The sequence below is a fragment of the Vicinamibacterales bacterium genome, assembly GCA_041659285.1.
In the GTDB taxonomy this organism is placed as follows: Bacteria; Acidobacteriota; Vicinamibacteria; order Vicinamibacterales; family UBA2999; genus 12-FULL-67-14b.
Map to the genome: position 1 here is coordinate 96730 of JBAZYO010000002.1, position 19242 is coordinate 115971.

Genomic DNA, 19242 nt, shown 5'->3' on the forward strand with positions numbered 1-19242 from the left:
ATGCCCACACCTCCGACTGCGATCTTCATCGTCGAAGACGAAGCTCTCATCGCCATGGAACTGCGCGACCGCCTGACGGTGCTCGGCTACCACGTCTGTGGCCATGCCTTGCGGGGCGAGGTGGCCCTGGAGCAAGTCCCGGCCAGCGGCGCGGACGTGGTGCTGATGGACGTCCGCCTGGCCGGCACCATGGACGGCATTGAGACGGCCGCCCGGCTTCACGACCTCACCGACGCTGCGATCATCTTTCTGACGGCCTACTCGGACGATGACCTGCTGCGGCGGGCGGGAGCCGTGGAACCGCACGGGTACCTCGTGAAGCCCTTCGAGGAACGGGAACTGCATGCCACCATCCAGATGGCGCTCTATCGCCGCCGGATGGAGCGCGCGATTCAGGAGGCCAACGAGAGGCTCGAGGAACGCGTGCGCGAACGCACGGCCGCGCTCGAGGCGAGCGGGCGCCTCCTGTCGAGCATCAACGCGAATCTCGAGGGCACCGTCATCTACCGGATGGCCTTCAGCGCCACCGGGCAGATGCGCTGCACCTATATGAGTCCCAACGTCGAGGATGTCTTCGGCATCAGCGCCGTCGACTTCATGGCCGACGCCGACGCCATCTTTCGGATGATGGAGCCCGCGGACGTGCCCCGCGTTCGCGCCAACATCACTGAGTCGTTGCGCACCGGGAACACCGCGTCGGTCGAGTTCCGTTTGCGCCGTGTTGACGGCAGCATCGCGTGGCTTCACTTCCGGTCACGTCTGAGCGAACGGTTGCCCGATGGCACGCAGGTCCGGGACGGCGTGGCCACGGACATTACGGCGGCCAAGGACGCCGAAGCCACCCTCCGCGAGAGCGAAGAGCGCCTGGCGGTCACGCTGCAATCCATCGGCGATGCCGTGATGGCGACCGACACGGCGGGCCGGATTACCCAGATGAACCCGATCGCCGAACAGCTCACGGGATGGCCGCTGAGTGAGGCGCTGGGCCTCCCCGTCGCTGAGGTGTTCCACATCATCAACGCCACCACCCGCCAACCCGCGGACTCGCCCGTGGGCGAGGTGCTCGCCTCTGGCGGCCCCCACGAACTGGCCAACCACACCGCGCTTGTCGCGAGGGACGGCACCGAGCGCGCCATCGCCGACAGCGCGGCCCCGATCCGCGATGCCGGGGGGCGGTTGCTGGGCGTGGTGCTGGTCTTTCGGGACGAGACCGAGGCCCGCGACCGACGGCGACTCGTGGAACGGCAGCGGACCATGCTGGCGGCGCTGCACCTCGCGCAAGAGCAGTACATCACCGACCCCGACAGTTACGTTGCTTTCGACGGGCTGTTAGCCGCCGTGATCCAGTCCACGGCCAGCTCGTGCGGCTTCATCGCCGAAATCCACCGCGACGACACCGGCCGGCCGCACTTGAGCATCGATGCGGTCAGCGCCGGAGCGCCACGGGAGTTCGTCGCCTGGTTCGGCTTACTGGCGGGAGTGCCAAGTCCGGAGCCCGGTCATCTTGATGCGCTCATCGCCACGCTGGTCACCGCTCACGCACCGTTCATCTCGAACCGTCCGGCCACCGACCCCCGGCGTGACGGTCCACCGCCGGGGGCCGAGCGGCCACACGCGTTCATGGGAATCCCGATTGTGGTCGGTGATGAGACCGTGGGCATGGTGGGCATGGCCGACCGTCCCGGTGGCTACGACGAATCGCTGCTGGCGGACTTGCGGCCGCTGTTGACCACCTGTGGCAGCCTGATCCTGGCACGGCGCAACGAGCAACGCCGCCAGGCCGCGGAGGTCGCCCTCCGCGACCTGAATACCAACCTGGAGGCGGAGGTCCAGCGCCGCGCGGCCGCGCTGGCGGAGAGCGAGCAGATGTTCTCGACGCTCGCCACGGCGTCACCCGTCGGCGTCTTCCGCACCGACGTCGCCGGCGAGTGCGTGTCGGTCAACGACCGGTGGTGTGAGATCACGGCTCTCTCCGAGCAAGAGGCGCGCGGCACCGGATGGAGCCGCGCACTGCATCCGCATGACCGCGACCGCGTCGGCACCGAATGGATGGCTGCCGTGCAGACCAGTGGGGAATTTCGATCGGAGTATCGATTCCAGCGGCCCGACGGGGAGAGCACGTGGGTGTTGGGGCAGGCGGTGCCGATCGTCGACGACCGCGGCATCGCCGGTGGGTATATCGGCACGCTGACCGACGTCACCGAGCAGAAGCAGACCGAACGGGCCTTGCGGGCCTTGTCATCCGATCTGCTCGGCCTCAAGGGCGCGGCGTTTTTTGACTCGACCGTGCGCTCGCTGGCGGAGTTACTGGACTGCGAGGTGGCGTTCGCCAGCCAGCGCGTGGCGGTGCAGCGAAGCCAGCTGCAGACGATCGCCATCATCGAGGACGGCGCGCTGCAGCGGGACTACGCCTACGACGTCACCAACCGGCCCTGCCATGACGTCCTCGAGGCGGGGGCGGGCGTGTTCGTGTCACGCGGCGCACGGAAGCATTACCCTCTGGATCCCATCCTGGCGGCCAAACAGATCGAAGCCGTGGCGGCCGTACCGATCATCGATCACGGGGGCCGCGTCATCGGCGTGGTCGGGGTCATGAGCCGGCGACCACTGACCCACCCCTCGCGCACCGAGGCCATCCTGGGGCTGTTTGGCGTGTCGATCGCGGCTGAGATCGAGCGCGAGCGAGGGGCGCGACAATTCCGTGACCTGGTGGAGTTTGCCTCCGACGGCATCGTCATGACCGACCGGCACGGCCTTATCACGCTCGTCAACCGGCAGGCCGAACGGCTCTTCGGCTGGTCTCGAGAGGAACTGGTCGGGCGGCAGGTCGAAGTGCTCATTCCGGCCAACGTCCGGGCCCGCCACATCAGTGACCGGCAGAGCTTCTTCGAGAGACCCGAGCAGCGAGCCATGGGCCCCGACCGGCCCACCTTGCTCGCCCGGCGCAAGGACGGCAGCGAGTTTCCCGCCGAGATCACCCTGAGCCCGATCGAGACCGACGAGGGCACGACGGTCGTGGCGGCGATCCGGGACGTGACCGATCGGCTGAAACTTGAACAGCAGGCGCGACGGGCGCAGCGCATGGAAGCCATCGGCACGCTGGCCGGCGGCATTGCGCACGATCTCAACAATGCGCTGGCGCCCATCACGATGTCGCTGTCGATGCTCAGGACACGGCCGAACAGCCCGCGCTTGATCGACACGATGGAGCGCAGCGCCATGCGGGCCGTCGGCATGGTGCAGCAGTTGCTGGCCTTTGCGAGAGGGGCGGACGGTCAACGGACGCCTCTGGAGGCCACCCACCTGGTGAGCGACCTCGAGGCCATCATCCGCCCCACATTCCCCAAGAACATCACCCTCGACATTCACGTGCCTGCTGCCGCGCCGGCCCCGGTGATGGGCGACACCACGCAGTTGCACCAGGTGCTGCTCAATCTCTGCGTGAACGCCCGGGATGCCATGCCCGACGGTGGCACCCTGACCCTGGCGGTGGCCGATGTCGACGTCGATGCCGCGCTCGCGGCGTCGGCGCCGGATGCCGCCGGCCGGCCGGGCCCCTATGTCGCCTTGCACGTCACCGATACGGGAAGCGGCATCCCGCCCGAAATGACCGAGCGGATCTTCGATCCGTTCTTCACCACGAAGGGACCCGACAAGGGTACCGGCCTGGGCCTGTCCACCGTTCTCGGCATCGTCAAGGGACACGGCGGCTTCATCCTGATGTCATCGAAGGTGGGGCACGGGACCACCTTCTCGGTGTACCTCCCGGCCGCAAAGGGCGTCACCGCGGAAGCCTCGCCCCCGGCGACCGGCTCGATCACCGGCGCCGGGGAACTGGTGCTGCTGGTGGATGATGAGGACTCGGTTCGCGAGGCGGCCGGCCAGGTGCTGGCGCGACTCAACTTCACGTGCCTCCTCGCCGCCGACGGCAACGAGGCCCTGTCATTGGTCGCACGCCACGGTCCGGCGATTCGGGTGGTGATCACCGACCTGCACATGCCGCACATGAGCGGCCTCGGCTTCGTCGGTGCAATGCGGCTGATGCTGCCCGACACTCCGGTAATCGTCACCAGCGGGCGGCTCGATGACGCCGCGGAACAATTCAGGGAGCTGGGCGTGCGCCTTGTGCTCGACAAGCCTTTCACGGAAGAGAAACTGGCGGCCGCTCTGCGCGTTGCCCTCGACGCGTCCGGGCCGGCGCAGTAGCGGCAGAGGCACTCCCGCCCGGCCGTCGCCACACAGCGCCGCTGACGCCATCGGGCTTCACCACGCGCCCTGCGTGCCCGTCTTCCGCCAGATCATCTCCCGGCTTCTCCCAACGCCCAGCTGGTAGAACAGCCGGCTGAGGCTTGGGTCGGTTCGCCGCACGGCCTCCCACGTTTCGTCCAGCGGCAGCGAGCCGCCGCGCATCAACTCGGTCGGGCGCCCCGCTTCGGCCACCTCCGCCTCGCAGCCCTGCGTCTCGAGCCACCGTTCCAACCCGAACGGTGCGAAGTGATGGAGGTGCAGCGGATGCTCCCAGAACCGGTCGTCAGGCGAGGTCATGACGCGTCGCGAGAGCCACCCGGCGTCGTTGGGCACGGCCAGCTGCAGGAGTCCCTTCGATCTGAGCGCGCCGATCGCGCGTCGCAGCAGGCGTCCGGGGAATTGCACATGCTCCAGCACGAACCACAGCCTGACGACATCGTAGCTGTCGTCGACCGGATTCCAGTGCTGAGCGTCCAATGCCTCGACCTTGTCGCCAAGGTGGCCCGCCAGACCGATGAGCCGTCGATCGCTGTCGAAGCCGGTGGCCTGCCAGCCGGCCGCCGACGCCGCCTCGACGAACGCGCCGCTCCCACACCCGACGTCGAATAATCGGCGCCCCTCCGTGAGCGTGGACAGCAGCGACAGCCATCGGTGGTCCGCCGGATTCTGCCCTCTGGCATAGTCGACGGGATCGGACAACACACTCGCCTCACCCGTGACTTGCGTCAGGGTGCCGCAGGCAGGGCAACAGAGGTAGCGTGCCGTCTCAGGCACCAGCCCGCCGCCGTCACACAGGGGACACTGGGAGGGCTCGGTCATCGCGATGCCGTGTTTCGAGAAAGACTGGCGCGAATGGTGTCGAACCGCCACAGCGCCAGCGCCTTGTCGGCGAAGAGCCCGTCCGGGCCGGGCGCCTTCTCCGCGATCGTTTCAAGAGGGGCCGGCAGCCCGAACGGGGGTTGCCGCAGATCCACCGGGCGCCATGCTCCCGTAATGACGTCGTGGTTCCGGCCGGAATCGGGAAACGTCGTCGACAGGAGGTAGGTGGACGAAGTGCGCGCGAAGTTGCGGAGCACGTCGGCCGCCACGTGATTGGGCAGGTGGACGAGGCAGTCGCGGCAGATGATGAGGTCGGCCGACGGCAGCGCGTCGACGGCGATGTCGCGATGGAGAAAGGTCACGCGCGGCGCCGCGAACCGTTCCGCGTTTCGGGCGATGAGCGGCGCCACGATATCGACGCCCGTGTAGTGGTCGAGGCTCGGCAGCAGCTCGGCCATCCAGTTGACGTCGCCGCAAGGCGCGTCCAGGATCGAGCGGACGCCGTACTGCTGGAGGAGCGCGGGCAGCGCGTCGCGCACACGCCGCGTAGCCCCAAGTGACGACCCGCCGCCCGACACCGACTCGGCATCACGCCAACTGTTGGTGTGGAAGATGCGGGAGAACACGTCCTCGCTCCGCTCGCCGTCGCCGGTGGCGAGCGACGCCACCGTGGCGAAGTCGGCACCGGCCATCCAGCCGGCTTCGACCAGCTGTTCCGCGATCTGGGTTTCGTACATCGACGCGATGACGACGAACGGGCGCGCGGGCTGGTGAAGCACACTCCGCGGATCGGCGACCGGCAGTCCTTCGACCGTCGAGCCCCATCGCCCGGACGCCTGGTCCAGGAATCCGCACAGGTTCCGGTCGCGCAACAGTCGCCGCGCCTCGAGACCCACCTGCCCGGCACCCCAGATGTAGACCGGACGGCCCGATACCGGGGACCGGTGCAGGCCGGACGAGAGCGGGGCCGACGGATCGGTCGTGTTCGGCATGGCTTCTGGCGCGCCCGCGACTGCAATCCTCATACCGGCCTATCAGGCTGTCCCATTTGGTTCTTGGCGATGGCACACCATTCGCTGTGTCGGAGGGCGGAGACCCTGTGAGATGACGGAAGAGCAGGAAAACCCTGCGATGGGCGGCCGTACGGTGACGGCCGGCCGAATCGAGGATGTCGGCTTGCCGACACGCCGTTCCACTTACCTGCCGTTCGGGCAGCCGCACTTCGGCGATGAGGAAATCGCGGCAGTCACCCGCGTGCTGCGTTCGGGCTGGGTGGGCCTCGGTCCCGAGACGATAGCGTTCGAGGAAGAGTTGGCCGGCAGCTTCGGCGCGCCTCATGTGGTCGCGGTCAACTCGTGCACGTCGGCGCTGTTCCTGTCGCTGCTCGTCCACGGCGTCGGCGCCGGAGACGAGGTGATCGTCCCGAGCCTCACGTGGATCAGCACCGCGAACGCCGCACGCCACCTGGGTGCCACGCCGGTCTTCTGTGACATCCATTCCGAGACCATGTGCGTGACGCCGGCGACGGTGCGCGCGCGCCTGACCCCGCGAACCAAGGCGGTGGTCGTCGTGCACCTGGGCGGCCTCGCGGTGGACGTCGAGGCCATCCGCCGCGCGATCCCCTCGCACATCGCCATCGTCGAGGATGCGGCCCACGCGTGTGGCGCCAGGTTTGCGGATGGGACGGCTGTGGGATCGTCGGGCAACCTGACCTGCTTCAGTTTCTACGCGAACAAGAACCTCTCCACGGGCGATGGCGGCGCCATCGCGCTTGCGGACGGACGGCTGGCGGACCGCCTGCGTTCGCTGCGTCAGCACGCGCTGCCCAACGACGCATGGAAGCGGTTCATCGACGCCCGCAGCCTGGGCTCGACGGCGATCGACGAAGTCGGTTACAAGATGAACTACACGGACCTGCAGGCCGCCATCGGGCGCGTGCAGCTTCGCCGCCAGCCGGAGTTTGCCGTGCGGCGGCTGGCCGTGGCTCGGACTTACGCCGAGCGTCTGGCGTCGTTGCCGTGGGCGATTCCGATCCAGTCCGGCGTGCTCGAACCCGCGCACGCCCGTCACCTGTTCCTCGTGCAGCTTCCCATCGGCGACCTCGCGCAATCACGCGACGACATTCTGAGCGGCCTGCGTGACCGGAACATCGGCGCCAGCATTCACTATCAGCCGGTCCACACGATGCCGCTCTACGCGCGGGGGCGAGCCGATGTCCTGCCGGTGACCGACCACGTGGCGAGCCGGATTCTCACGCTGCCGATCAGCGCTTCGATGTCCGTGGCGGATGCCCGGCAGGCGATCGCGGCGCTCGCGGATGTGGTGTCGACACAGCCGGTCCGGCAACCGCAGCTGAAGCGGAGTGTGGGCTGATGGACTACGGGTTTGGGGACCGGTTGTCCGCCGCGTTTCCGTCGCAGGTCATCATCGACGTGACCGAGCTCTGCAACCTCGCGTGCACGCACTGTCCGCACCCGGCGTTCAAGCAATCGTCGCACTATGCCGGGCGATCGCTGGCGTTCGAATTGAGCGCCAAGGCTATCGGCGAAGTGGCGGCGGCCGGCCGCGGCCACGTGCGGAATGTCCGCTATGCGAGTGACGGGGAGCCGCTGCTCAACAAGGCGATCTACAGGATGCTGTCGGATGCGGTGGAGCGCTCGGGGACGTTCGTGTCGCTCACCACCAACGGCACGCTGCTGACACCGTCGCGAATCGACCAACTGCTCGAGACCGGCGTGCAACTGGTGGATGTGAGCATCGATGCCTTCTCGGCGGAGACCTACTCGAACATTCGCGTGCACGGCGATCTGGCGGTAACCCGCGGCAACATCGAGCGCCTTATTGCGCGCGCCAGTGAATCAGGATCGGCCACGCGGATTGCCGTCAGCTTCATCGAACAACCCGGGAACGCCCACGAGACCGCCGACTTCGAGCGGTTCTGGACGGACGCTGGCGCGCATTCAGTGGCCATCCGACGCCTCCATTCCGCGTCGGGCGCCGTGATCGCCGTGGCCGATGTGATGCGCCGCCAGGCGGCGACGCAGGCGCGCCGGCCATGTGTTTATCCGTGGGAGCGCGTCGTCGTCACGCCCAGGGGGACGCTGGCGTTCTGCCCGTCTGACTGGACCGGCGGATCGTCCCTTGTCGATTACGCGACCACCACGATCGCGGAGTTGTGGCAGAGCCGTCGGTACGAGGCCTTGCGCCGCGCGCATCTCACCAACGACTACAGCGCCCACGCCTTCTGTGGGCAGTGCCCCGACTGGCGGGAAACGCGATGGCCCGGGCAGGGCGCCAGCTACGCGACCCTCGTTCAGGGCCTGAAGGAGACCGCCGCATGACCGTCGCTGAATGTGTGACCACGCCGCTTGTCTCCGACATTGAAACGTTGGTGGAAGGCGTGCACGGCTGGTCGCCCATCGACCAGCTGTTCATGCTGTCGATGCTCGTCCACGCGACGTCGCACCTGCCAGGCGATCTCGTGGAAGTGGGATCGTGGTTTGGCCGTTCGGCCGTGGTGCTCGGCGCCGCCGCCCGCGACACGCACGGCATCGTCCATTGCATCGATCCGTTCCCGCAGCGGGACGACTGGCGTCGCAATGCGGACGGCAGCTACTCATTCGAGGTGGCGGTCGATGGCCACCGCCACACCGGCTACCTGGAACAGACCGTGTGGCCGGCGCCGTTCGAGGCGCAGATGGCGCCCATCTACGCCACCCATCCCAGTGTCTTCGACGGGTTCCTGGACAACGTCCGCGAGCGCGGGCTGCAGTCCGTGGTCCAGCCCCATCGCGGCACCGCGTCCACCTTCGCCGGACAGGCTCCGCCCTCGTTCCAATGCCGCCTTCTGTTCCTTGACGGCGACCATGGCTATGCGGCGGTGCGGGACGACATCATGCGGTTGACGCCCTTCCTGGTCCCGGGCGGGTGGATTTGCTTCGACGATGCATTTTCCGGCTATGACGGCGTGAATCGCGCGGTCACCGAGTTCATCATCGAGAGTCCCGAGTTCGATCTCAAGCGGCAGATGACCCGGAAATGCTTTGCCGCGAGGAAGGCGCTGCGTCGCTGAGGCGCGGACATGCGATGAAGCGGGTCGCGATTCTCCAGTCGAACTACATTCCGTGGAAGGGGTATTTCGACCTCATCCACGACGTCGATACGCTCGTGTTTTATGACGACGTCCAGTACACGACCAACGACTGGCGGAACCGCAATCGCATCAAGACCGCGTCGGGGCCGCAATGGCTGACCATACCCGTGGGCAAGCACATGCACCGCCGGATCTGCGACGTCACGCTGCCATGGGACGGGGCCTGGGCGGAGACGCACTGGCGCCGGATTGAGGCGGCCTATCGGCATACGCCGTACTTCCCGCAGTACCGCGACTACTTCGAGGCCTTGTATCGAGGACGCCGGTCGACATCGTTGTCTGAGCTGAACCAGGCATTCGTGATGGGCATCTGCCGCGACCTGCTCGGCGTGGCGACACGGTTCGAGCAGTCCGGCGACTACGCGCTGACCGGGACGAAAGGCGCGCGCGTCTTCGACCTGCTCGATCAAGTCGGTGCCGACGTGTACGTCTCCGGACCTGCCGCACGTGCCTACCTCACCGACGACGCTTTCACGGCGCGCGGCATGAGCGTCGTCTGGAAGGACTACAGCGGATACCCGGAGTATCCCCAGGCGCACGGTCCGTTTCGCCACGACGTCAGCATCCTTGACTTGTTGTTCCACACCGGACCCGACGCGCCGTGGCACATCTGGGGCTGGCGCGAGACCGCCGCTCGGGTGGTGGCGGCGTGACCACGACACGCGACTCGATCGTGGACGCGGAGCGATGGCTTGCCGGAGTGCCGGTCGAGGGCTCTTCGGCGCTTTGTGTCATTGGCCTCGGTCAGGGCTGTCTGCTGGATGCGTTGGACCAGCGCGGCTGGAGCGGCCGTGTCGTCGCGCTGGAGCCGGACACCTCCTCGTCGCCCGAAGGCCTCGGTCGGCCTCAGGTCCAGGCATGGCTGAACGCGGGCCGGCTCACGATCGTAGCCGGTCCCACCTACGACGGTCTCGACCGCGCGCTGTTGTCGATCGAGTTGACCTCGGAGAAGCCGGTGATCGTACTGAATCCGTCGGTGGCGCGCGCGCATCGGGATCAGGCCATGCAGGCCGCTCGGCTCATTGGCCGCGCGTGGTTTGGGGCACGAGCCAACCAGGAGGCCAAGCGCCAGAACGGCGGGCGCTACCTGCTCAACACGCTGCGCAACGCCCGGACGATAGCGGCGGAGGGCGACGCCGCGGCGCTGGCGGGCATTGGCGCGCACGTGCCCGCAATTGTGGTCGGCGCCGGCCCCTCGCTCGACCGCAACCTGCCCGACATCGCGGCGTACCGCGATCGCGCGCTGATCATCGCCGCGGACACGTCGCTGCGGCCGCTGCTGGCGGCGGGCATCCATCCCGACCTGGTGGTGGCCCTCGATCCAACGGAAACCAACGCGCGCCATCTCACCGAGCTGCCGCCGTGTCCCGGCACCTTCCTGGTCGCGGAAGGCAGCCTCGATCCGGAAGCGTTGCCTCACTTCGCGGGCCGCACGTTCTTCTTCAACGTGTCGGATCACCATCCGTGGCCGTGGTTGCGGAGCCTTGGCGTCAGCCGCGGCCGGCTGCGTGCCTGGGGGTCGGTCCTGACCACGGCGTTCGACCTCGCGTTGACCATGGACTGCGATCCGATCGTGTTCGCCGGGGCGGACCTGGCGTTCACCGATGGTCGGCCGTACGCGCGAGGCACGACGTTTGAGGAGGTCTGGTACCGCGCCCAAGCGTGGGGACAGCCTCTCGAGGAGTGCTGGTCCGCCGCTGTCGCGGCGTGGCCGGAGACTTTCGAGACGGACGTACGTGGCGCGTCGGTCCGCACGGCCCCGCACTTGCGGGCGTTCCGCGATTGGATCGCGACGGAAGCGGGCCGAGCGGTGGGTCGTACGATCTTCAACGGCACCGGTGCCGGCATCCTGCTCGGACCGGGCATCGTTCAAGCGTCGCTCGAACTGACGCTCTCGCACTTGCCGGCGCTCGCAACGGCCGCGCGCGACCGCATCGCAGGCACCTGCCGCCCGAACAGGCAGGCGGTATGTCCTTTCCCGGCCGAAATCGACACGCCTACGCTCAACGCCTGGCGCGGCTTCGGCGGCACCGACTGCAACGTCGAAGCGGTGATGCGGGCACTGGGTCGGTGCGGCGGTCCCGGCCCTCCGGTCGATCTGCCGCCTGCCGTTCGGCCGGCGGCCAACCCGACGACGGATTCGGCGGAAGTGGTTCTGGAATGCACGGCGGCGGACCGTGACCTCGTCTCTACAATCGAGGACGCGTGGCGACGCCTGGGCGATGTCGATCGACTGGTCCTGCTCGACCAGACCGGCGCGCCCGGCGGCGCGTCGGTGAGGCGGGCCCTCTTCCGCTTTCTCGAACGCCATCCAGACGTCACCGCCCGTCACGGCCGTTTTTTCGATCCGTTCAGCAAGACCTCCTGGGTCGACAGGCGCTCGCCCGGCGAGTTGTTTCCAGGACTGGACCTCGACAAGTTTGCCCCGCATCACGAGGCAGTGGCGATGCGCCTCGCTCCGCTGCTCGTCGAGCACTTCACGCCAGGATCGGTGCTCGACATCGGGTGCGGGGCAGGCTATTGGCTGCGCGCACTTGAATCACACGGAGTGGCCGACGTGTGCGGTGTCGAAGGCGAAGATCTGGCCACCTTCGCCCCAACGCGCTCCTTCGATCTGTGTCTCTGTCTCGGTGTTGTCCAGCGGCTCCATGCCCAGGCAGCCGACGCCGTCGTCGCCGCCTGCACCAAGGCCAGCGATACCGTCGCGTTCTCGGTAGCGGCCGCGGCCATTGGGGCGCCGGGCTATATCAACGAGCGGCCGTCGAGCGTGTGGCACGAGCTGTTCCTGGAGCACGGGTTCGCCGCCCACGACGAACTCCGTCCGATCGTCGAGGAACGCTGGGGCGGCTACCGCTCGTCGTACGACTTGCTGACGGTGTATCGTCGCGTCGCGAGCGGGGGTAACCAGCTCTCCGCCCCGACACGGAGTGCACTCATCGCGGCGGCCCGCCGCGCCGACGACCTCGTGCTGCAGACTCATTGGTACGCACACGCCCTCGGCGCCGTGCCACGGGCCACCGGCAAGCCGGCGATGCCGCAGGTGCGCTACGAGCGGCTGACGATACCTCCGGCGCGGATGGAATCCGGAGGCGCCAAGGGCGTGCGCGTGTTTCGATTCCGTGCCGCCGCCGCGCTGTCGCTCCTCGCACCAGGCGCCGAACCGCCGAGCCTTCATGAGGACCAGCGCCCGCTGCGGCGCCTCGAGTCGGCCGAACAGGACCGGTCCGGCCTCTTCGGCACGTTCGCAGTGCACCAGGATTCGATCGCGTTCTCCGCTGCCGACGGCAGTGATCCGCGCCACAACGGACGACACTACACAGTGTCCGTGCCGGCCCACATTGCCTGGCTCGAGCGCCTTCCCATCGCGACCATTCTGGAGCACGGCTTGTGACCAGCGTCTCACAATAGTTCGATCGCGGATCGCGTCCGCTTATACCCCCTACCAGTTGAGTGGGTGCTCGCCGCGCCGGCGAGCAACCGCTCCGCCATCTCGCTGCCCACGACGATGCGCAGGATGCGTTCCATGTGCGCGTCCTCATCGTGGTGCTGCGCAACATACCGAAGATTGGCGGCGCGCATCCGTAGGCGTGCCTGCCGATCCGCCAAGAGTCGATCGACGGCACCCCCGGCTTCTTCTGGTGACGTACAGTTGACGAGGACTGCCCCGAGACCTTGATCGATCGCCTCCCGATAGGTCGCCTGATCGCCAATCACGCCAACACCTCCGGACGCCGCGCATTGAAGGACAGAAAGCGATAATGGCTCGTCTTGCTGGGTCAGCGACACGAACACATCCGAGATGGACATGAGCTCAGCCACTTGGTCGAGAGGGGCATCGCCATCAACGCCAATGAAACGGGAACCGACACCAGCGCTCGCGGCACGCCGGCGTGCTTCGGCCATCGCGACCTCAGTGCCTAAACCGCCGAGAAAGACCAAATACGTGCGTGGACGACGCGAGGCCAGATCCAGCAGCCCCTCCAGCGCAACCTCGGAACCCCAGAACGGCCGAAGTCGCCGAACGTTCATGACCACCTCCGCGCCCCTCGGGATGCCATACCTGGCGGCAATCTCTGCCGCTTTGGCCTCCGGTGCCGGGGCGAACTGTTGGCGGTTGACGCCCAAAGAGATAACGGCCGTCCGTTGTGATGGCACTTCGAACTGGTTGATGATGCGCTGCTGAACGCCGCGCGATCCAGCGATGACGTACGTCACCCGCTGCAGGGCCGACTTCATCAACTCCGCCGCTGTATCTGACGTGTTACAGAATTGCAGCACATCCCCGCCCCACGCGAAGAGCGTGCGCCGCACGTTGGTGCAGAGAGCGGTCGCCGTCCCGTATGCGAACGCCTCGTGGCCCAGCACAGCAATTGGACTCAGGGCGTTGACGGCGGCCGCAATCGCGAGACCATCGGCGAGGGGAGGCAGAAGCGAAGGCGGCTGGGCGCCGCCCTCCCACGACGCGAGGGCGGTCGCCACTCTGTCAGCCGTGGCTCTGTGTAGTTCCGATTCGAGTCGGGCGAGCACGGGCAGGACGAGGTCAAGTACGGAGCGAACCTCGCGCGCCATTCCGTGCTCCGCCGCGACGACACGCACACCATCCGCGTTGACGCTGGGACCATCCCAGTGATGGGCCGTGACGATTGCGACCTCGATGCCCCGTTCCTTCCAATAGCGCGCCATCGATTGGACAAATGTCGATTTGGGGTTACCGATCAACACCAGGGGTCGCCGCATGCGCGCAAGACCTGCAAGGTGGCAGCCAGCCCTCTGTTGGCCTTGCTCTTGCTCTGATTCGTCGGCACGGCCTGTTTTTCGGGGGAATTGCCGCGCGCGCTATCGCCCGGCGTCGGCCCCACGGCAGCCGGTGTCGAAGTATCGACAGCGTCGGTTATGAGCAACCGGGACCTGGGCGGCAGGCTCAGTAACGCCAGGAAGACGGACCAGTTGATAACGATCAGAACGAAGGTCAGACAAGGCGATCGACCGTGAAGGCGTTGGCTAGAACCGTGCACGCACCACATTCCGGGGACCTGACGATGTTGTCGTCCTTATCTCGCGGGGCCACAGCCGCAACCGGACCGCGGCGTCGGGTGCTCGTGTTCCGAAGCTGCCGAATGCCACAGTTCCGGTCTGCGCTGGAGCAGGTGAGACGTCAGCATCCATCGGCAGACGTCTGGGCGTTGACTCACGAGGACTTCTCCGACCAGGTGCTGGCGACCGGTGTTGACCAGGTGGTGACCCATCGTGCGACCCGCCTTGGCGCCGCTCGACTCGGGCTCAGGCTCCTGATGCGGTTGCGGCGGCTCGACTTCGATGTCGTTGTCATCCCACTCATGAGCGCCCAACTCGGACCCGCGGCCAATCTGATGCGGCTGGCCGCTTGTCTCGGCGCCCCCACGGTGTCGCTACATGTCGGCGGGGCGCCGATGCGGACAAACCCGCTTCGAATCTTCCGCCGGCTTGCGGTCGCCGCGACGCTGAACTGTCGGGACATCGTCATATTGGGGCAAATGCTGCGGGCGGCCGTTCGGCACCGACCAGCCGGAGAGCCCAGGCTGACCGGAGCGCCGATGCGCGTTCTGCACATCATCAATAGCCTTGGCGTGGGTGGCGCGCAGACGCAGTGCGCGGAACTGGTGAACTGCACGCCGCGTGGGCAGTTCGATATCGACGTCCTGGTGTTGGCTAACGACAGCGATTTCTCGCTGAACCGGCTACGCCGCAGCGACGTCTCAATCGCCTACCTGGAGTCCGATTGGCACTCCGGCACTATCGTGGACTCCATCGCTGAACACTGCCGGCGCGGTCGGTACGACGTTGTCCACACATGGCTGCCCATGGCGAACATGGTGGGTACGGCCGCCGCCCGGTTGGCTGGCGTGCCTCGGATCTTGGCATCGGTACGAAGCGTCAACCCGGGGAACTTCCCGCAATGGCGGCAATGGTGGCATCGCATCGGCGATGTTCTGGCGGCTCGGATCGCAGATGTTGTCACCGTCAATGCCCAGCCGCTCGTCAAGGATCACGCCGGGTGGGCTCTGATGAATCCGCGCCGCGTCCAGGTCGTGCACAACGGCATCGATCCGTCTTTCATTCAAGAGGACTTGGCGGCTGCGCGCACATGGTTGCGCCAGTCGCTGGCCATTGCGGCTGACACGCCCCTGATCGGGTGCGTTGGGCGCTTGGCCATCGAGAAGGACCAGGCGACACTCGTACGCGCGCTCGCCCTGCTTCGGGATGACCGCGTCCGATTCCACGCGGTCCTGGTGGGCGACGGAGCGTGCGAGGCCGCTCTGCGGGCGCTGGTCGTCGACCTGGGTCTGGGTGATTGCATTTCGTTTCTTGGCGCGCGCACCGATGCCCGCCGGATCATGGCGGGTCTTGACGTGCTGGCCCTGACGTCGCGTTTCGAAGGCTTTCCCAACGTCTTGCTCGAGGCCGGGCTTCTGGGTGTACCTGTTGTTTCGACTGATGCCGGTGGCGTCATCGATGTGCTGGCCGATGCGGAGGGGCTCTGTCCGTGCGGCGACGCGCGGGCCGTGGCCAAGGCACTGTCGTCAACGATCCGACATCCCGAGCGGACCGCGGCGAGGGCGGTGCGGTTGAAGGCCCGGTGCCATGAGCACTTCACCGCTGATCGGATGGTGGCGAAGTGGATGGCGCTGTACCAGCACGGCGCGGCGTGAGGGTGAGGGCCTGGTACGACCGACTGTTGCCAGACAAAGGAGACAGACAGTGAAAATCGACTTGCTCGAGTGGATTTGTTGCCCGGACTGCAAGAGCGACCTGGCGCTCGCAGTGACCACCGGCGATGCCACGACCGTGACTGAAGGCACGCTGGCCTGCGCGACGTGCCACGCCAGCTATCCGATTGTGAGGGGCGTGCCGCGGTTCGTTCGTCATGATGGTTATGTCGGCACCTTCTCATACGAATGGAACAAGTGGAGTCGCGTCCAGCTCGACCCGGCCAACGGCGGGCGCGAATCGGAAGAGACCTTCACCGAGAAGACCGGCTTCACACCCGGCGACCTGCGCGGCAAGCTTGTACTCGATGTCGGCTGCGGCGCCGGACGTTTCCTCGACATCGCCTCGCGCTGGGGCGCGCGGTCCATCGGCATCGACTTCTCGTTCGCGGTCGAAGCATCGCAGGCGAATCTCGGACTGCGGCCCAATGTTGACGTCATCCAGGCTGACGTGTTCCATTTGCCGTTCCGCGATGAGATCTTCGACGCCATCTTCTCGATCGGCGTCCTTCACCACACTCGCAATACGCGTGAGGCGTTTCTGTCGCTGCCTCGGCACCTGAAGAGCGGTGGTGAGATCGCGGTGTGGCTTTACTACTACACCGATCCACTCTACAACCGCGCCACGGATTTCTGGCGGCGCGTGGTGGGCGGGTGGCCCAACGGCGCCATCTATGCGTGGTCGTGGCTGCTCTGCTTTCTCTTCTCTGGGCTGTACAGGCGGCCGTTCATGTCGCGCTGGCCATGGGGCCACCTCCGTCGCGTACTACCGGTTAACACGCATCCAGACTGGCATTGGCGTGTACTCGACACGTTCGATTGGTACTCGCCGGTATATCAAGACAAGGACTGCTCGCCCGAGCGCGTCGTCAATTGGTGCCGCGAGGGCGGCCTGCGTGGCGTGGAGCTCCTCACCTTCCCCACCTCCATTCGCGCGCGCAAGGATCCCAAGGGGACACTCCCGCTCCTTAAGGCACTCCCTGACTTGAGTAACAAGCGCCTCGTGGTGTTCGGGGCCGGCGCGGCAGGTCTACTGGCCTTCGAGCAGCTCCAGAAAATCGGTATTCCCAACCAAGTGGTCGCAGTGTGCGATAACGACCCGGCAAAGGCTGGCGCGCGCTTCGCGGGGCATACGGTCAGGCCCTTTGATGATGTGCCACGGGACAGCTATGACCACATCGTCATCGCATCGCCGGGCGGCCTGCCCGCCATCTCCGCGCAACTCAGCCAGGCTGGCTTGGTGGACAAGCGCGACTTCTTTTCGCTGGGATTCGTCGAAAACCTCACGCCGCTGCTCCGCTTGGCCAGTTCGGAAACGTAGCGCCACAATCTGATCGGCATGCTCTGCATCGACGCCGTCGGCATGGTGCAACGCGATTTCGACCGCTACCTGCCGCTGTGTGCTGACGGCTGCATTCTTTCGGTCGACGCATCTATCGTCTGTGGGGCACTGATGTTTGCCTAGCCGCGGGCCGTCCGCAGGTCGTCATGCTCGAAGGCGGACGCCATCCGGTCGAGCGCCGCCGTCGAGAGACCGTGCCGCGCGCCTTCCTCGCGCCACGTCGAGACGGCGTGCCCAACGGCCCCAGCCAGGGCCCGTGCCTTACCGGCATCGAGTTCAAAGTAGCCGGCCACCGCCATCGCCAGGGCGAGGGATGCCGTGGTGTCGTCTTCGTTGATGGCCGTGGTGAGGATGCGCGGCTTGATATCGACGGGCACCGGATTGAGGTCGAAAGCGGGCGACAGTCGCCAGCCGCCTGGTCCTTCGTACAGAAACCCGTGGTTACGCAGGTGGTCGTCGGTATTCGAGATCAGGATGTTGAAGACCATCCGGCACCAGAGCGCCTGAATGTCTTCCCGCGGCGCGGCCCCATGCTGTCGCAGGGCATCGACGATTTCGAGATAGCTCCGCGTCTCGGTGTCTCGAGCGCCCAGCATGCTCATGGCCGACAGATACGGAATGCGCCGCCGGCCGTCCCGATCGAAACGCCGCAGCAGGAGCACGGATTTGCCCGCCACGGTTTCGAGGCGGGCGGCGGGAACCCTGAGACCGGCCTTCCGAGCCAACGCCAGGGCCACCGCCTCCCACACCACCGTGTCGTATTCATCGTCGCGGTGGGGGAACTTCGCGATGGCGAGGCTGCCGTCCTGCTCTCGCACCGACGCCTTGGGCCGGGCACCGCCCAGCGACGAGCCCGGCGCAACGAGCAGGCGCAGGTCCTCGTCGGTGTCTTCGTCGTCCACCACGCGCTCGGCGGCCGACAACAGCCTCGGGAGTTCGACCAGAGGCGGGATGCGCGTGCCCCCCTGTTCGCGCAAGAACGGTCCGCCTTCGTGTTCGGCAAATCGTAACGCACCCTGTCGCGCCTCGTCGTCCACAAGCAGGAGGTAGTCGATCTCCTGGAGAGTGCGGGGGACGCTCCCCACTTTCGCCGAGCGCCGGCGTTCCATACGCCGCATCAGCGCCCGGCCCCAACGGTCCGGCGCCGAATCCCCGATGGCGCCAAACATCGGCGCGTCCGCGGGGGTGTGAAACGGACCGGGGCCCAGCTTGAGGGCCGGCTCCAGCGAGAAACGCCGGGCATGCCGCAGCCACCCGGCGTCGTATTCAAAGGTCGCGGTCTCCCGGTTCTTGCGGACACGAGCCCAAAGACGTCCGACGAGATGCGGGACACCTGCCAGGTCGGCGTGGACGAGGATTTCCCGATCCATCACGCGCCCTCGATGCCTTTCGGTGTGCGCGGTCCCCTAATACGCTTCGGCAAATGCTCTTCTTCAAGCTCACGGCCGAGTGAGTCGTGCTTGGGATCGGCAATGTCGGCCAGGCGCTCGACCATGCCCATCACGAAAAGGACGGTGGCGCAGATGCCAAGCGCCACACCGGGATCGCCCTTTTCAAGCTTCAGAAGGGTCGTGCGGCTGATCGAAGCGCGCTCGGCCGCGATGGCCGCAGGAATACGGCGGCGCCGACGGGCATCGCGGATGTCGTGCCCCAGCTTGCGTAAAGCGCGTCTGACGGGGATCGGGACGACGACTGACGCTCGACTCGTTCTCATGCTGTAACGTCCATTTTAATGCTCTCTATATAGCTTATTGTATATTATTATGAACGTTTCACAAAGCAGCAGACTCAGCACCGCATTGCCCTGATGGCTGCCGCCTTCCTGTCTCCAGTCAGTCGAACCGCCAGCCGACACCAGTGTCGTCCTGCCGACATCGCACGCCCCTTCCGTCGGCGCTCCCGGAGACAGCAACGATGCCTGCGACGGTCATTTG

Annotated in this window: 14 protein-coding genes; 9 read left to right on the plus strand and 5 right to left on the minus strand. The window is 66.6% G+C overall.

Annotation, left to right across the window (positions count from 1 at the left end; translation table 11 throughout):
• Positions 1 to 4206, plus strand: a complete 4206-nt coding sequence (locus WC815_03030) for a PAS domain S-box protein (protein ID MFA5907729.1) — start codon at positions 1 to 3, stop codon at positions 4204 to 4206.
• A gap of 57 nt (positions 4207 to 4263) precedes the next feature.
• On the opposite strand, the gene WC815_03035 is transcribed toward WC815_03030, so the two are convergent.
• A complete protein-coding gene (locus tag WC815_03035; GenBank protein ID MFA5907730.1) occupies positions 4264 to 4950 on the minus strand; it encodes a class I SAM-dependent methyltransferase in 687 nt (228 codons plus the stop codon).
• Between the two features lie 113 nt (positions 4951 to 5063).
• Positions 5064 to 6092 (minus strand): class I SAM-dependent methyltransferase, encoded by a 1029-nt coding sequence (locus WC815_03040; protein ID MFA5907731.1) that lies wholly within the window; start codon positions 6090 to 6092, stop codon positions 5064 to 5066.
• A gap of 151 nt (positions 6093 to 6243) precedes the next feature.
• On the opposite strand from WC815_03040, the gene WC815_03045 reads away from it, so the two are divergent.
• The 5 genes from WC815_03045 to WC815_03065 are packed head-to-tail and all read left to right on the plus strand — an operon-like array spanning position 6244 to position 12611.
• Positions 6244 to 7440: a DegT/DnrJ/EryC1/StrS family aminotransferase gene (locus tag WC815_03045; protein MFA5907732.1), complete on the plus strand. Its 1197-nt coding sequence runs from the start codon at positions 6244 to 6246 to the stop codon at positions 7438 to 7440.
• The gene (locus WC815_03050; GenBank protein MFA5907733.1) at positions 7440 to 8408 is read left to right on the plus strand and encodes a radical SAM/SPASM domain-containing protein; all 969 of its coding nucleotides are present in this window, start codon (positions 7440 to 7442) and stop codon (positions 8406 to 8408) included. The genes WC815_03045 and WC815_03050 overlap by 1 nt, the downstream gene beginning before the upstream one ends.
• The gene (locus WC815_03055; GenBank protein MFA5907734.1) at positions 8405 to 9139 is read left to right on the plus strand and encodes a class I SAM-dependent methyltransferase; all 735 of its coding nucleotides are present in this window, start codon (positions 8405 to 8407) and stop codon (positions 9137 to 9139) included. The genes WC815_03050 and WC815_03055 overlap by 4 nt, the downstream gene beginning before the upstream one ends.
• A 14-nt stretch (positions 9140 to 9153) precedes the next feature.
• The gene (locus WC815_03060; protein ID MFA5907735.1) at positions 9154 to 9873 is read left to right on the plus strand and encodes a WbqC family protein; all 720 of its coding nucleotides are present in this window, start codon (positions 9154 to 9156) and stop codon (positions 9871 to 9873) included.
• Positions 9870 to 12611 (plus strand): 6-hydroxymethylpterin diphosphokinase MptE-like protein, encoded by a 2742-nt coding sequence (locus WC815_03065; GenBank protein MFA5907736.1) that lies wholly within the window; start codon positions 9870 to 9872, stop codon positions 12609 to 12611. The genes WC815_03060 and WC815_03065 overlap by 4 nt, the downstream gene beginning before the upstream one ends.
• 8 nt (positions 12612 to 12619) lie before the next feature.
• Here WC815_03065 and WC815_03070 read toward each other — a convergent pair whose 3' ends face one another.
• The gene (locus tag WC815_03070; protein MFA5907737.1) at positions 12620 to 13957 is read right to left on the minus strand and encodes a glycosyltransferase family 4 protein; all 1338 of its coding nucleotides are present in this window, start codon (positions 13955 to 13957) and stop codon (positions 12620 to 12622) included.
• Positions 13958 to 14337: 380 nt separating this feature from the next.
• On the opposite strand from WC815_03070, the gene WC815_03075 reads away from it, so the two are divergent.
• The 3 genes from WC815_03075 to WC815_03085 are packed head-to-tail and all read left to right on the plus strand — an operon-like array spanning position 14338 to position 17431.
• Positions 14338 to 15909, plus strand: coding sequence for a glycosyltransferase (locus WC815_03075; GenBank protein ID MFA5907738.1), 1572 nt, complete (start codon positions 14338 to 14340; stop codon positions 15907 to 15909).
• A 49-nt stretch (positions 15910 to 15958) separates the two neighbouring features.
• Positions 15959 to 17287 (plus strand): methyltransferase domain-containing protein, encoded by a 1329-nt coding sequence (locus WC815_03080; GenBank protein MFA5907739.1) that lies wholly within the window; start codon positions 15959 to 15961, stop codon positions 17285 to 17287.
• A gap of 18 nt (positions 17288 to 17305) precedes the next feature.
• Positions 17306 to 17431, plus strand: a complete 126-nt coding sequence (locus WC815_03085) for a hypothetical protein (GenBank protein MFA5907740.1) — start codon at positions 17306 to 17308, stop codon at positions 17429 to 17431.
• On the opposite strand, the gene WC815_03090 is transcribed toward WC815_03085, so the two are convergent.
• Both WC815_03090 and WC815_03095 read right to left on the minus strand, forming a co-directional pair.
• Positions 17428 to 18678: a type II toxin-antitoxin system HipA family toxin gene (locus tag WC815_03090; GenBank protein MFA5907741.1), complete on the minus strand. Its 1251-nt coding sequence runs from the start codon at positions 18676 to 18678 to the stop codon at positions 17428 to 17430. The genes WC815_03085 and WC815_03090 overlap by 4 nt on opposite strands.
• The gene (locus tag WC815_03095) at positions 18678 to 19022 is read right to left on the minus strand and encodes a hypothetical protein (GenBank protein ID MFA5907742.1); all 345 of its coding nucleotides are present in this window, start codon (positions 19020 to 19022) and stop codon (positions 18678 to 18680) included. The genes WC815_03090 and WC815_03095 overlap by 1 nt, the downstream gene beginning before the upstream one ends.
• Positions 19023 to 19242: the final 220 nt, after the last annotated feature.

Bases quoted from the DNA above. Each gene is read 5' to 3' on its own strand.
- WC815_03030 (MFA5907729.1), top strand. From the start codon at position 1: ATGCCCACACCTCCGACTGCGATCTTCATCGTCGAAGACGAAGCTCTC.
- WC815_03040 (MFA5907731.1), bottom strand. From the start codon at position 6,092: ATGAGGATTGCAGTCGCGGGCGCGCCAGAAGCCATGCCGAACACGACC.
- WC815_03050 (MFA5907733.1), top strand. From the start codon at position 7,440: ATGGACTACGGGTTTGGGGACCGGTTGTCCGCCGCGTTTCCGTCGCAG.
- WC815_03055 (MFA5907734.1), top strand. From the start codon at position 8,405: ATGACCGTCGCTGAATGTGTGACCACGCCGCTTGTCTCCGACATTGAA.
- WC815_03060 (MFA5907735.1), top strand. From the start codon at position 9,154: ATGAAGCGGGTCGCGATTCTCCAGTCGAACTACATTCCGTGGAAGGGG.
- WC815_03070 (MFA5907737.1), bottom strand. From the start codon at position 13,957: ATGCGGCGACCCCTGGTGTTGATCGGTAACCCCAAATCGACATTTGTC.
- WC815_03075 (MFA5907738.1), top strand. From the start codon at position 14,338: ATGCCACAGTTCCGGTCTGCGCTGGAGCAGGTGAGACGTCAGCATCCA.
- WC815_03085 (MFA5907740.1), top strand. From the start codon at position 17,306: ATGCTCTGCATCGACGCCGTCGGCATGGTGCAACGCGATTTCGACCGC.
- WC815_03090 (MFA5907741.1), bottom strand. From the start codon at position 18,678: ATGGATCGGGAAATCCTCGTCCACGCCGACCTGGCAGGTGTCCCGCAT.
- WC815_03095 (MFA5907742.1), bottom strand. From the start codon at position 19,022: ATGAGAACGAGTCGAGCGTCAGTCGTCGTCCCGATCCCCGTCAGACGC.